General features: G+C 45.4%; 9 protein-coding genes. 8 read left to right on the top strand and 1 reads right to left on the bottom strand.

Features of this window, described 5'->3' with window-relative positions; all coding sequences use genetic code 11:
• Positions 1-496 precede the first annotated feature (496 nt).
• The 5 genes from FLM48_RS10400 (at position 497) to FLM48_RS10420 (ending at position 10683) form a co-directional block, all read left to right on the top strand.
• The gene (locus FLM48_RS10400; RefSeq protein WP_179024586.1) at positions 497-2116 is read left to right on the top strand and encodes an alpha-amylase family glycosyl hydrolase; all 1620 of its coding nucleotides are present in this window, start codon (positions 497-499) and stop codon (positions 2114-2116) included.
• A 208-nt stretch (positions 2117-2324) separates the two neighbouring features.
• On the top strand, positions 2325-3593 hold the full coding sequence (locus tag FLM48_RS10405) for a sugar MFS transporter (protein WP_179024587.1): 1269 nt from the start codon (positions 2325-2327) through the stop codon (positions 3591-3593).
• Between the two features lie 206 nt (positions 3594-3799).
• Complete coding sequence (locus FLM48_RS10410) at positions 3800-5014, top strand: RsmB/NOP family class I SAM-dependent RNA methyltransferase (RefSeq protein ID WP_179024588.1); 1215 nt, start codon at positions 3800-3802, stop codon at positions 5012-5014.
• 114 nt (positions 5015-5128) lie between these two features.
• Complete coding sequence (locus FLM48_RS10415; RefSeq protein ID WP_179024589.1) at positions 5129-7354, top strand: EAL domain-containing protein; 2226 nt, start codon at positions 5129-5131, stop codon at positions 7352-7354.
• Between the two features lie 188 nt (positions 7355-7542).
• The gene (locus FLM48_RS10420; protein ID WP_179024590.1) at positions 7543-10683 is read left to right on the top strand and encodes a DEAD/DEAH box helicase; all 3141 of its coding nucleotides are present in this window, start codon (positions 7543-7545) and stop codon (positions 10681-10683) included.
• A gap of 18 nt (positions 10684-10701) precedes the next feature.
• Here the strand turns inward: FLM48_RS10420 and FLM48_RS10425 are convergent, their stop codons facing one another.
• Entirely contained in the window at positions 10702-11112 is a 411-nt protein-coding gene (locus FLM48_RS10425; protein WP_179024591.1) for a secondary thiamine-phosphate synthase enzyme YjbQ, read from the bottom strand.
• An 87-nt stretch (positions 11113-11199) separates the two neighbouring features.
• Between FLM48_RS10425 and FLM48_RS10430 the strand changes: the two genes are divergently transcribed.
• The 3 genes from FLM48_RS10430 (at position 11200) to FLM48_RS10440 (ending at position 14323) form a co-directional block, all read left to right on the top strand.
• Positions 11200-12948 (top strand): VRR-NUC domain-containing protein, encoded by a 1749-nt coding sequence (locus FLM48_RS10430; RefSeq protein ID WP_179024592.1) that lies wholly within the window; start codon positions 11200-11202, stop codon positions 12946-12948.
• A gap of 178 nt (positions 12949-13126) precedes the next feature.
• Complete coding sequence (locus FLM48_RS10435) at positions 13127-13762, top strand: PepSY-associated TM helix domain-containing protein (RefSeq protein WP_179024593.1); 636 nt, start codon at positions 13127-13129, stop codon at positions 13760-13762.
• A gap of 60 nt (positions 13763-13822) precedes the next feature.
• Entirely contained in the window at positions 13823-14323 is a 501-nt protein-coding gene (locus FLM48_RS10440) for a DUF2271 domain-containing protein (RefSeq protein ID WP_179024594.1), read from the top strand.
• Positions 14324-14342 lie beyond the last annotated feature (19 nt).

The raw sequence follows: 14342 nt of genomic DNA on the forward strand, positions 1-14342 counted from the left end.
CTTTCCCCTTTTTGAATGCGTAACAACTAGCTGTCCAATTAGCGTTGTTAGCTTTCATTTGTTTTTGGTTACAGTCTTTATATTGTTTTGTTTTGCCTCGATTAGCTTAATTGACTGCATAAGTATCAAGGTTATGACCAAATTGTTGTGGAGCAGTTGCGATACTACTCTTGGCTTTCGGGTTGCGACAATGTTATGCATACGTATTCAAAGGATACGTTGTTACTTTCTTGAGTCAAATCACGACTATTTTCAGCAAAGAAAGGTCACTTTCAAACTTTTTAACCTACTGTTATTAATGTATTTTTCTATATTGGTTTTGGTTGGTTACATTTGTGGTGTTTTATGCATACGTATGCATAGATGTTGAACCCGATTTCCTTGTTAACGTATGCTCCAATTATTGAAAATAACGATTAATCATTTACAAGTGGTTAACAGTAATGCGACTTAGGCGTGTAGTTTACGCAGGGTTGGCTTACATTGAGGGGTGGCAATGAGTCAGGTTTCTTGGTGGCGCGGAGCAGTAATTTATCAAATTTATCCGCGCAGTTTAAACGATGCAAGCGGAGACGGAGTAGGCGATCTACGCGGGATCATCAATAAAATGGACTACATCGCCAGCTTGAATGTGGATGCGATATGGATCTCGCCGTTTTTTAAATCACCCATGAAAGACTTTGGTTATGATATTAGTGACTATCGTTGTGTTGACCCTATGTTCGGTACCATGGAGGATTTTGATGAGCTGATTGAGCAAGCTCACAGCAAAGGAATCAAAGTGGTGATTGACCAGGTTCTCAGTCATACCTCAGATCAGCATCAATGGTTCACAGAGTCGCGTACTAGCAAAGATAACGACAAGAGTGATTGGTACGTATGGGCCGATCCTAAAGAAGATGGCAGCGCTCCAAACAATTGGCTCGCTATTTTTGGCGGTTGTGCGTGGGAGTGGGAACCAAGACGCAGTCAATACTACCTACACAACTTCTTAACTAGCCAACCCGATCTAAACTTCTACAATCCAGATGTACGCCAAGCGGTGCTCGACAATGTTAAGTTTTGGCTAGATAAAGGTGTCGACGGATTCAGGTTAGACGCCATTACCTTTTGTTATCACGATCATCTATTGCGGGATAATCCCGCAAAGCCGGCTGATAAAAGGCAAGGCCGCGGTTTTAGCGAAGATAATCCCTATGCTTATCAGTACCATTATTTCAATAATACCCGCCCAGAAACGGTCGAATTCATTGAAGAGTTACGCCAGCTAATAGAGCAATACCCAGGCGTGGTCACTTTAGGTGAAGTGTCATCAGAAGACTCGCTAGCCACCATGGCAGAATACACCCAAGGGACTAAACGGTTACACATGGCTTACAGCTTTGAGTTACTAACCGACGATTTCAGTGCCCGTTATATTCGAGAAACGGTAGAAGCGTTAGAAAACAGCATTGGTGATGGTTGGCCCTGTTGGGCAATCGGTAACCATGATGTTAAGCGCGTCGCTACGCGCTGGGGTAAAGGCGAATTTAGCGATGAAATGGGCAAAATGCTCAATGCGCTGCTGTGTTCATTGCGCGGTAGCGTGTGTAGTTATCAAGGTGAAGAGCTCGGGCTCTCAGAAGCGGACATTCCGTTTGAACAAGTCCAAGACCCTTTTGGCATTGCATTTTGGCCGATGTTTAAGGGTCGTGATGGCTGCAGAACCCCAATGCCTTGGCAAGCCAATCAGCCATCTGGGGGATTTAGCACTCAGGCCCCGTGGTTACCTGTGCCTAACGAGCACCTTAATCGTGCAGTTGATATTCAAAGTATTGATAGTAGTTCCATGTTGTCTAGCTATCAGCGATTACTAGATTGGCGTAAAGCCCATCCAGTATTGATTTTTGGTGGTATCAAATTTTTTGATGTTTCAGATGATGTGCTGTTGTTTGAAAGGGAGTATCAGGGCGTACGCTATCTGGTCGGATTTAATTTAACCGCAAACAGCACTACAGTAACCAATCCCATCACGGCATCGATGAGTCCTATACCGCAGGACATGTTGCCTGGTGCGATATTAAACAACGATGTCATCGAGTTTGCACCGTTTGGTTGTTTATACGCTAAGTACTAAGGCCATTGAACTTTGAGGTCTATTTTTTCAGCAGAGTGCCCAAGGGTAGGTAAATAGGCATTTTGCTGTTGTAGGGTGTTGCATAGAGTAAACATGCTTGACTGCAACACGCTTTACGTAAATAGATAGGGTCGGTTAATTTCACTTAATTTTGGCCCGAGAGTTCAACAACCCTAATCATATAATTTAAATAAAAGAGACATTTACTATGGCTATGATGCAGTCAACTGCAACCTCAACAACAGCGCAAGGTGGTACAGAGAACTATCGCTTTGCGTTGGTGAGTTTAACTTCTTTGTTTTTTATGTGGGGTTTCATTACCTGCCTTAATGACATTCTTATTCCCCATTTAAAAGCCGTATTTAGCCTAAGTTATGCCGAGGCGATGTTAATTCAGTTTTGTTTCTTTGGCGCCTATTTTCTAGTGTCGCTGCCGGCGGGGAAACTCGTTAAGCAGGTGGGGTACCAAAAAGGCATAGTGATTGGTTTAACCATTGCTGCTTTAGGTTGTGCCTTATTTTACCCGGCTGCGGCGCTTGCAACCTATGGCCTGTTTTTGGGGGCGCTATTTGTTTTGGCCTCTGGGATCACCATCTTACAGGTAGCTGCTAACCCTTATGTAAACGCGTTAGGCCCGACAGAAACCGCTTCAAGCCGACTCACACTCACCCAGGCATTTAATGCGCTAGGCACCACAGTAGCGCCGTTTTTTGGTGCGGTATTGATTTTATCTGTCACAGTTGAAGCATCGGCGCAGTTGACCCATGCACAGGCAGAAGCCGAAGTGGTTAAGTTACCCTACTTACTGCTAGCGGGTATGCTGGCGATTTTAGCCATCGTTTTCGCCAAGCTAAAGCTACCCACTATTGCTGCGCATCAAGACACCTCTGAAACCACAGCTAATCAAAGCCATTTAGGTAAAACAAGCGCGTTTCAATTTACTCATTTAACCTTAGGTGCGGTGGGTATCTTCGTCTATGTGGGCGCAGAAGTTGCTATCGGTAGCTTCTTAGTCAATTTTCTAGCCGAAGAGCATATTGCCGGGTTAACTGAAGCCACTGCCGCCAATTACATTGCTTACTATTGGGGCGGGGCGATGGTCGGTCGCTTTATTGGTGCAGCAGTGATGCGCAAAGTAGAAGCGGGCAAGGTGCTTGGTTTTAATGCGGCGATGGCAGCTATATTAGTGTTTATCGCAATGACATCCAGTGGCCAATTGGCGATGTGGTCTATTTTGGGCGTTGGGTTATTTAACTCAATTATGTTCCCAACCATATTCAGTTTAGCGCTACGCGATCTAGGTCCTTTTACCTCTCAAGGCTCAGGCGCATTGTGTTTGGCGATTGTAGGTGGTGCAATCTTACCGCTACTACAAGGTGTGCTGGCTGACAATATCGGCATTCAACAAGCCTTCTTCTTACCCATCATCTGTTATGCCTTCATCATATTTTATGGTTTAAAGGGCGCTAAGCTATAATCGATTAACTAGGATGATATTGATAGAAAAGTAACCTTCGGGTTACTTTTTTTATTTGTACTACTGCAAAAAATTCAGCACGGCTGATTGGTTGTTGGCATTAATCACGTTTGAGTGGTTTTATTTAGCTACAAATGCACGCTTCACCTTGCGTATTGATGTTGATACTCCTATGATCGCTGCGTTTTCAACAATTAGGTTATCCCATGTTACAAACTTCGCTATCAGCAAGCTCCACTGAATTGGTTATCAATATTCTGTCAACGGTATTATCGGAAGGTAAGCCACTTGATAGAGCCTATTCAATCCACTTTTCGGGCTTAAAGTTATTGCCCGCTGAGCAAGCACGCATAGCATTTGTAGTGGGAGACATTCTGCGCAAGCTTAACCTGTATTGCTATTTAGCAGATGTAAAGCAGTCGGAGATCGAGCGCCTAGGTTCTAGACTGCTTAACGCATGGCACATGCTGCAACAGTTGCCGCTACCTAAGTTGCCTTATTCGTTGACCATTGAACAACCTCTTTTCGACGAGCGCGTCGCTCAAGCTAAGCTTGATGAGGCATTATGGGATGGCTGTCCTGAGTGGCTTAATGAGTTGGGTTTACAGCAGATGGGTGAGCAGTGGCCAGCAGAGCGAGCCGCACTAAACCAAGCGCCAAAACGCTATATTCGCGTTAATGGTCTAAAAACTGACAAAGCCAGTTTAATTGATAAGTTAGCCAAGGAAGGGGTACAAAGCCAAGCAGTCGCTGGAGTGGAATCAGCCCTAGAAATCATCTCAGACTCAGCGTTATTTAGAACCGATGCGTTTAAACAAGGCTTGTTTGAGCAACAAGATGCGGGTTCGCAGCAGATAGCGGCAGTCCTTGATGCTAAACCCGGCATGCGTGTTGTCGATGCCTGTGCCGGTGCGGGTGGTAAAACCTTAGCCATTGCTGCGCAAATGCAAGGCAAAGGCCGATTACTGGCAATGGATGTTGAACAATGGAAATTGGACAGCCTTAAGCAACGCGCAAGGCGCGCTGGTGCGCATAACGTAGAGACGCGCATTATTGCCAGCAGCAAAACTATCAAGCGCCTTAAGTTGTCGGCCGATCGGGTATTGCTTGATGTGCCGTGTTCTGGTTTAGGTGTACTAAAACGTAACCCGGATGCTAAATGGCGCGATACAGCCGATCGTTTACCAGTTTTAGTTCAGCTGCAGAAAGATATTTTGCAAAGTTATAGCCGTATGGTAAAAGTCGATGGCATATTGGTTTATGCGACTTGTTCTATCATGCCGCAAGAGAACCGCGCTCAAGTTGATGAGTTTTTAGAAAATAATCCTCACTTTTCTTTCATTGAAGATGAAACAATCAGCGTTGCTGAGTCTGGTTTTGATGGATTTTACATGGCAAAACTTAAGCGGATTAGCGAATAGTATTGTTTGGGTTTTATTAGCCTAAAATCTTATTGCGAGTAAGGTTTATTGTTGGTTAGGATGAAAGAGTTACGCTACCCTGTTAAGTAGCGTTCGCTCATTTGAGGCCTGATCATGCAAAGCAATTATGAGTCAATTGTTCCGACAATAAGAGAGTTTTCCGGTTCAAGCATTAGCATTGAACGTTATAGCAAAATTCTCACTATGGTGATCGCAGGAGAACCATTAAGTTCGATCCTCAATGCGCTTGTTTTGCTGATTGAAAAAGAAAAGCTCGGCACTCGAGCATCAATACTGCTGCTGAGCGAAGACCGCCAGCGCCTGCTTACCGGCGCTGCGCCCAACCTCCCTGACGATTACAATAGTGCGATACATGGCATAGAAATTGGCCATGGTGTCGGCTCCTGCGGTACGGCTGCTTACAGTGGCGAGTGCGTGATTGTTGAAGACATTGAACACCATCCTTTTTGGCAAGCTTATAAAGCACTGCCGTTACAAGCGGGACTTCGAGCCTGTTGGTCAGAGCCGATCAAAGATAATGCCGGCCAAGTGTTAGGTACTTTTGCGATGTACTACGACACAGTTAAAAGCCCAACTCGATTAGATTTAAAACTCATTCAAGAGGCGGCTAAGCTCGCTAGCTTAGCCATAGAACGCTCACGCGCTTTTCAGTTCCAACAATTGGCTGTTAATATTTTTGGTCATTTGCCGGTGGCTTTGGTCACGACCGATGATAAATGGTCAGTGCTTGAAGCGAACCCCGCGCTATACCAAACGCTACAACTTGAAAAATTGGTGTCATTTAACCCGTTTGAGATCTTTGCTCCATCGGGTGAAATTGCCGTGCGATCAATGTTAAATGAGCTTAGCCGCCAGCAGGTTTGGCAAGGCGAGCTCGCCACAATGAGTGGTAAAAATCAGCGATTAGATCTTGAAGTAAAAGTCACCTCATTTTCCGAAACGCTTGGGGGAGAGCGGCGTTTTGCGTGGTTGTTTAATGACATCACTGAGCGTAAACAAGCCAATGAGCTAATACGTTACCAAGCTGACCATGATGCGCTGACAGGGCTGAGCAATCGAAGCCACTTAATCGATAAAGTACAGCAACATATTGACCAAACTAACGGTAAGCGGCCCTTTGGTTTCATGTTGATGGATTTAGACAATTTTAAAGTTATCAATGATACCTTTGGCCATGAATGTGGTGACAAGTTGTTAGTTTCAGTGGCAAAGCGTTTGCAGCAGCAATTAAGCCCAGAGATCCATTTGGCGCGCTTTGGTGGTGATGAGTTTGCGTTGTTTATTCCTTTTATCAGTGATTCTGAAGCGCTAGAGGCGTTGGCTGAGCAATGGCGCAATGCGCTTTCTCATTCCTACACTTTAGCCAACGGACAAAAGTTATATGCCACTATCTCTATTGGTATCGCCCGTTATATCAGTGATGCTCACAATCTAGAGTCTTTGTTAAATTGTGCCGATCAGGCGATGTATATTGCCAAATCCCAAGGGCGCAATCGCTACCAGCTGTTTACCTTAAGAATGCAGCAAGAAGCCGAGCGTCATGCAAAATTGCTATCAGCACTTAAACTCGCGGTGATTAATCAAGATTTCGAACTGCATTTTCAGCCCATTGTGTGTATTGAAACCAACCAAATCATCCGCGCTGAGGCCTTATTACGTTGGCAGTTAGACGGAGAGTATGTATCGCCGGCTGAATTTATTCCAATAGCCGAAGCCAACGGCTTGATAGTGCAGATAGGCCAGTGGGTGCGCTTACATGCAATGGAGACATTAATCGAGCTGAAAAATCAGGCCATCGACATCGGATTATCGTTAAACATTTCCACCTTTGAAATGTGGTCAGATAATTTGCAAGATAAGTTGATAGCGTCATTCGATGCTTTAGGGCAGCAGTTGTGCCAAGGCGATTATCCGTATCAAGGGCTCACCTTAGAGATCACTGAATCGGTACTGATGGAGCAACACTCTCATCTGATTGAAACATTAGATACCCTAAGAGATAAAGGGATCAAAATATCTATTGATGATTTTGGTACGGGTTACTCTTCGCTGTCTTATTTAAGTCACTTTCCGGTGGATCAAATTAAGATCGATAAAAGCTTTGTTCAGGGCGCAGATGCCGCCAAAAAACAACAAGCTTTGATTAAAGCTATCTCTAGTCTCAGCCAAGCATTAGAAGTGCAGGTGGTTGCAGAAGGGGTTGAAACTGAACCTGAGTTAGCTTTTATTCGTGGCTGCGGTGTTGAGGCCGTGCAAGGTTATTACTTTTTTAAGCCGATGAACAAAGCATCGTTGTTCAGCTTACTGCAACGTCAATAAGCACCTCTGCAATTTCAAGTTTGCCTGCTGTTGTTCAAAATTAGGCCTCGGCAGGATAAAGCTGATTAATATTCAACTCATTAGGTCAATGTGCTTCGAAAAGGCCTAGATTGTCCCTACCAGAATGTTATGATTAATCCTTTCGTTTCAAGCACTGCGGTTAAACTCACTGAGTTACGGAAGGTCTTTTGCAAGCGTTGTTATCTACTTTTAGCCATGAAAACCTGTTTAATGCGATTCAGATATTATTAGATACAGGTATTAGCCATTACCAAGACAATTTACCTACGTTGTCGGGTCAGTTTAAGGTGGCTGCAAATCAGCCGCAGATTATGGCGCGGTTAAGTTTACAAAAGCAGGGCAGCCATTGGGCATTCGCAGAAGGCTATTGCAGTTGTTACCAGAAGCGTTGCCAGCATCTAGCGGCGCTTGCTCTTGAGTACAGTGCTAAAGATCAACTGGCCCGCGCAAAACCTGCCCCGAAGCGAAAAACGGCCACCTTGATCCGCTTGCTACGTAGTGAAATGGCCCGCCATCACGATCCATTTCCAACAATGGCTAAACATCGAATCCTGTACTTGTTGTCGCCTGGCCCTAAAGGTCTACAGCTGACTTTTTATAAAGGCTATTTACAACGCGACGGCCAATATCAAATTAAGTCGCTATTGGATCTCAAAGTCATCAAAAAAGGGCCAAACCCTAAATACATGAGCCAAAGCGACATCAGTCTTTTGGCGCTGTTTGACCCTTATATTGATCTTAATACCATGACGGTTGCGTTAGATAAGCTCACCATGACGGATGCAGACTATGAGGTGCTGTTTAGCACTCACCGTTGTATCTGGCAGGATGAAGCGGCCCAACCTCTGACGGTCGATTACATGTTGCAGCAAGACTTTATAGACCGTGATTATATGGTCAATATTAATGATCGCATCTGCATTGATGTAGCTGCCAACAACGCGGTGTTTAGCAATACTCGTCTGCCAATTTCGTCTGAGACTTTCGATGATATTTGGCAACCTAAGCTAACCATCAGTCATCAGCATCTCGATTTTGATTGGTTAGATGAGCCTCTGATGGCATTCGATGTCGCCAAGTTCAGTTTACTATGTGGCGCCAAAGCGGTTGAATTTGAACAGGCTTATGTCAGTTTCTACGAAGATGATGAATGGTTATCAACCTTAGCTGCCTATCAGCTCGAACTCAACGCCATGCCGCTACTCACCACGGTTTTTGAGGCACGAGTTTGGCAAGCTTTTCCATTAGGTAGCCGCTTGATGTCGAGCGATTTGACTGAACAGTTAATTCAGTTACGCATATTGAGCCTTAAAGGCTGGTGCATTGAATTTGAAGCGCAACGACGCTTTAAACAGGCGCAGGCGGACAGTTGGTTTGCGACTGTTAGCAGTTTATCGAAAACTGATAACCGCTTTAGTTTACTGTTAGGCGTAGAGGTTGATGGTCAGCAGGTGAACCTACTGCCACTGATTGTGCGCGCTATTCGCCAACGCAAGCTCATAGAGTTAAACCAAGAGTTAACCAGCGATTTACCAAGCGATGAGTCGACTGCTGCGCCTGCACCTATTAATCTTGTTTTAGAGTTAGACAGTGGTGAAGAGCTTAATATTCCTGGTGAACGTATTGCCAATATCGTTGCCGTGCTCGATGAGCTATACCAAGCTAACCCACTTAATAGCCAAGAACAGTTAGAGCTGTCTCGTCATCAACTTGGCAAACTCAATGAAATCAACCAAGTCATAGAAGCGGGTGATGAAGACGGCACAGTCGATAAGTTACACTGGCGCGGTGACACTTGGCTTAAAAATCTGGCAAGTCAACTCGATGAAGAGGTGAGTCCAGAACATACAGAATATATTGCGCCGATTGGTCTGCAAGCAACATTGCGTGACTATCAAAAGCAAGGGGCGATGTGGCTGAGCTTTTTGCGAAAGCAGCAGTTTAATGCAATCTTAGCGGACGATATGGGCCTAGGTAAAACCTTGCAAACTTTGGCAGTAATACTGGCAGAGAAAGAGCAGGGCAACTTAACTGTGCCAGTACTTATCGTTGCCCCCACCAGTTTGCTGACAAACTGGCATTTAGAAGCGCAGAAGTTCGCCCCGAGCTTAGATACCCGTATTTGGCGCGGCCGCAGTCGACATGACGAGCAGCACATGCTTACCGACAGTGATATTGTCATCACCAGTTACGGGCTACTTGCACAAGACTTTGATAAGTTGCGTCACTATAAGTTTGATACTTTGGTGCTGGATGAAGCCCAAACCATCAAAAACAGTCGCAGTCGAATCACCAAGTTAGTTAATGGCTTACAAACCCAGCATAAGCTTTGCTTAACCGGTACGCCTATGGAGAACCACCTTGGTGAGCTTTGGTCATTATTTAACTTCTTGATGCCGGGTTTTTTGGGCACCGCTAGCCAGTTTAAGCGCAAGTTTAAATTACCCATTGAGCAAGACCATGCGTTATTAGTGCAGGAGATGTTAAGAAAGCGGATAAAACCGTTTATGCTGCGTCGAACTAAACTGCAAGTGGCGACCGAGCTGCCGCAAAAAACGGTTATGAATGTCACCCTAACTTTGAGTCAAACCCAAGCCCAACTGTATGAGTCAGTGCGGGCGGTGATGGAAAAACGTATTCAGGCGGTGGTGCAGGAATCCGGCTTTAAACATAACCGCTTAGCGGTCAGTAATGCCTTGTTGCGTCTGCGGCAAATCTGTTGCGACCCACAGTTGCTTGGCCTAAGCCATCAAGTGGATCCTACCGACGAGCTGCAAGGTAAATCAGCGAAGATGACTTGGCTGCGCGATAAAATTCCTAGCATGATTGAAGAAGGGCGAAAAATCCTGATTTTTAGCTCGTTTACCACCATGCTGGATAAGATTGCCGCAGAGCTTGATGACATCAAGGTCGACTACTTGCAGCTAACCGGTAAAACTCGCAACCGCGACAGCTTAATTGAACGTTTCCAGCAAGGAGATGTACCGATTTTCTTAATCAGCCTTAAAGCGGGCGGAGCGGGACTCAATCTGACCACTGCAGACGTTGTGATCCATAGCGATCCTTGGTGGAACCCCGCTGCAGAAGAACAAGCGAGTGATCGTGCCTACCGTATCGGGCAAACAAAGCCGGTATTTGTTTACAAGCTAATTTGTAAAGACACCGTTGAAGAGCGTATCCAAGCATTGCAGCAAACTAAGATGCACCTAGCGTCGGGTATTTATCAGGATGAAAACTTACCTAGCACGCAAATGGGCAGTGATGAGTGGCTAACCCTATTAGCGCCCATGAGCGACAATGAGCGCTAATCGCGCTCAAAAATAGGGTTATTCGCCTTGGCAGGTGAGCACAATGCGTCGCTCACTGGCATGGTTTCTAAACTCGCACAAATAAATGCCTTGCCAGGTACCGAGGCTAAATCGACCACGAGTAATGGGAATAGTGAGCTGTGCACCGACTAGGCTTGCTTTTAGATGGGCAGGCATGTCATCGCTGCCTTCATAGGTGTGGGTGTAGTAAGGCTCGTTCTCTGGCGCGATGCGGTTTAAATAACGTTCAAAGTCTACCCGCACGCTTGGGTCGGCATTTTCATTTAGCGTCAACCCCGCAGAAGTATGCTGCAGCAATAAATGCGCAACCCCCACTTTTACATCGGGTAAATAGGCCTCAAGCTCGTCGGTGATAATGTGAGCTCCGCGGCGGCGCGGTGTGAGTTCAATGAGTTGCTGTGTCCACATAGTGATTATATATTGGCAATGTTTGTCGCAGATTGCCTGATACCACAGCAAAATACAACTGCCGCCCGTTAGTGAAAAGGAGAGTACATGAGCCACGACAGTCAGGGTACAGAGCCTTTAGATACGTCCCTTGCAGCAGATTACTACCTTGATAACTTCAACTATGTGGTTGACCATGTCACAGCGCGGTATCAAGACCTATTTCCTGCCGAGCTGAGTCAATGTTTAACGGCTTATCGGCAGCTGACGCGCGATGCTCAGCGGCTTTTAGTTCGCTTGTGTAGCAGGCAAGGAGAGTGGTTTGAATCCGTAAAACTCAATTATGCTGAGATAGCCGATATTGATGCTGCCATTGAGGAGCTTGGACAAGCTTGTTTAGTGAGCTGTGTGACTAATCCGCCTGTAGAGGTTTTGGCCCTTAAACTCACGGTAAAAACCCTAAAGCAGATCCTCAAAGGTGCATATGCCATTGCGCCAAAACAGATGCCGTCCAAAAAGGCTGAGTTAAGCCTAGTGCTGCAGCAATTGGCCGCAGAGCACCCAGAGGTAAAGATTGCTGAGTTTATTGGCTCACTTTGGCTCAAGGTCAATATTCAATGCCATTACGATGCGTTGTTAGTACTGTTTTTTGGCAATCGCTATCAAGATTTAACTCAGTTTGTGGTGGCCGACCTAGGTTTACAACAATTCTATCCCTATCAATTAGACCGTAACAGCCGGTTATTTAATGACTGGCGTTCAGTAGAACAGTTAGGGTTATTGAGCGATGCAATAGAGCAATTTGAACTGCAAAGGCGCCAATTAGACTACATTGGTGTGAAAAAATTTGAGAGCGATATACCCACTAACACTTGCAGTGACTTTTTAGCGTATTATCGCAGCAAGTTGCAATTTAGTATTGGCCGCGATTTAGAGCGCAAAGGCTATTTAGATGATGCGCTTTACCTTTATGACAAGCTAAGTCACTCGGCGGCTATCGAGCGCAAGGCAAGGGTATTGATTGCTCAGGGGCATTATCAAGCTGCGCTAACACTTATCAATGAGGTGCTAGATTCAGATAAGCTCTACGCCGAAGAACAGCTCATCTTTCTGCGCTTACTCAACCGATGCCAACGTAAGTTAGGCATAGAGGTGACAGGGACTGGATTGAAGCAAAATCAATATGTCATCAAAATAATTCAACTGACTATTGGGCAGTTGCCATTGCAACAGATGAATGAACTTGGCGTGAAAGGCGTAGAAGAGCATGTCATCTACACCTACCAGCAACGTGGCTACTTGGCATTCCATCTCGAAAACAGCCTGTTTTGTTCGCTGTTCGGTTTATTGTTTTGGGATATTATTTTCACGCCGAGTCCTGGCGCATTTCAGCATCCATTTCAGTCAGCGCCCAGTGATATGTACCAGTCAGGCTTTACCGATACAAGACGAGCGGCTATCGATCAGCGTCTTAAAGAGATAGCACTAACAACTACAGCCGATATTTATCAACGTATTGAGCAGGCGTACGAGCAGTACTTTGGCTATGTTAATGATTGGGTGGATTGGAGCCGGGTTACCTTGGTTCATTTACAGCGTTTGCTTGATAGCGTCAGCGATGAGTTTATCGCGCTGTTGTTAACCTATATGCTGCAGTCGCTTAAACATCACCGCAGTGGTTTACCGGACTTGTTTGTCTATCACCCTAATGGTAGTGGCTTTGAGCTTATTGAAGTAAAAGGGCCGACTGATAAATTACAAGATAACCAAAAGGTGTGGCTCGATTGGTTAGTTGGGCATGGCATAGATGTCGCCGTGTGCCACGTCAAATACGAATCAACCCATTGGGGCTCTTAAATCGCAGACTTTATTATGCCTGCTCTGGGGCTGGCGAGTGTCTCAAGTTAGGTTCAGTTGGCTTATGTAAATTTCGTAAATCAAATTTTAATGATAATTATTTTCATCTAAGTTGTAGTTATTGATCTGTGACGATTAAGCGCCGCAGTTGTGATCAAAACAATAACAAGATGAGAGTATGAACAAGCCATTAACCAAAGCGCCTTTAAGGGCGCGCAACTCGCAAAATCAACGTAAACACACTCTCAAACTTGCTCGTACTATCCATATTTATGTGTCAATGGCGCTGCTGCTGTTGATGCTGTTTTTTGCGTTTACAGGCATCACACTTAACCACCCACAGTGGTTCAATGCAGACACCGCTGAGTCAGATTACCAAGAGATCAACTTGCCGGAGCATCTGCTGCCTGTTGAACCTTTAACGCCGGCTTGGCAAGAAAGTGCCAAATATTGGCTTAACAGTGAATTTAGTTTGTCGCTTACTGAGGCGGAGATTAGCGAGGATGAAGTGGCGATTGTGCAGAGTAAACCTGGCCGCTACCAGAGCTTAACAATCGACGTGTATGAGCAAATGGCCTTTTATGAGCATAGAGAATATGGCGTGATCGCCATTCTTAACGATTTACATAAAGGTCGCCATGCCGGGGTAGTGTGGCAATGGGTGATCGACATCAGTGCCGTGCTAATGATTATTTTCTCGTTAACCGGCGCTTACCTACTGTTACCGCAGCGCAAAAAGCTGTTTCGTTCTATGCGCTACATGGGTGTGGTCAGCATAGGCTGTATCGGTATTTACTGGTTTAGTGTGCTGTAAGTGTTGTGGTTTCGATTGAGCAATTACGATTTTTGATAGGAATTTAACATAGGTATTCATATGAACAAGACCCTGCTTGGTGCATTGCTATGCACATCAATGTTAGCGATGCCGGTATCGGCCAGTAAGATCGAAATCGATTTAGGCCTAGCAGAGATCACCGAAGGTCAGTACTTACGCCCATACACGGCTGTTTGGGTAGAAGATAGCCGCGGTAAACACGTTGACACCATCGCACTGTGGACTTGGGATGAAGGCGAGAAGTGGCTCAAAGATATTCGTCGTTGGTGGCGCAAAATTGGTCGTGATGAAGCCGGATTTATTGATGGCGTTACCGGGGCAACACGTCCATCTGGTCAATACAAACTCGATTGGGACTTCACTGACAGTGAAGGTAAAAGCGTTGCGGCCGGTAAGTACACCTTGTTGGTGGAAGTTGTGCGAGAACACGGCAACCGCTCGCTAGTGCGCCATAAGTTCAACCATGACGGCAAGGCATTTGCGGTAACACTGCCGCCAACCGATGAAACTGCAGAAATCACCATTAAGTATCAACCTTAAGGTTAATTGAAAGGATAAA

It is taken from the genome of Shewanella sp. Scap07, assembly GCF_013394145.1.
In the GTDB taxonomy this organism is placed as follows: Bacteria; Pseudomonadota; Gammaproteobacteria; order Enterobacterales; family Shewanellaceae; genus Shewanella; species Shewanella waksmanii.

What these genes read in the sequence shown, in the direction of transcription:
- FLM48_RS10400 (WP_179024586.1), top strand. Translation starts at nt 497, where the DNA reads ATGAGTCAGGTTTCTTGGTGGCGCGGAGCAGTAATTTATCAAATTTAT.
- FLM48_RS10405 (WP_179024587.1), top strand. Translation starts at nt 2,325, where the DNA reads ATGGCTATGATGCAGTCAACTGCAACCTCAACAACAGCGCAAGGTGGT.
- FLM48_RS10410 (WP_179024588.1), top strand. Translation starts at nt 3,800, where the DNA reads ATGTTACAAACTTCGCTATCAGCAAGCTCCACTGAATTGGTTATCAAT.
- FLM48_RS10415 (WP_179024589.1), top strand. Translation starts at nt 5,129, where the DNA reads ATGCAAAGCAATTATGAGTCAATTGTTCCGACAATAAGAGAGTTTTCC.
- FLM48_RS10425 (WP_179024591.1), bottom strand. Translation starts at nt 11,112, where the DNA reads ATGTGGACACAGCAACTCATTGAACTCACACCGCGCCGCCGCGGAGCT.
- FLM48_RS10430 (WP_179024592.1), top strand. Translation starts at nt 11,200, where the DNA reads ATGAGCCACGACAGTCAGGGTACAGAGCCTTTAGATACGTCCCTTGCA.
- FLM48_RS10435 (WP_179024593.1), top strand. Translation starts at nt 13,127, where the DNA reads ATGAACAAGCCATTAACCAAAGCGCCTTTAAGGGCGCGCAACTCGCAA.
- FLM48_RS10440 (WP_179024594.1), top strand. Translation starts at nt 13,823, where the DNA reads ATGAACAAGACCCTGCTTGGTGCATTGCTATGCACATCAATGTTAGCG.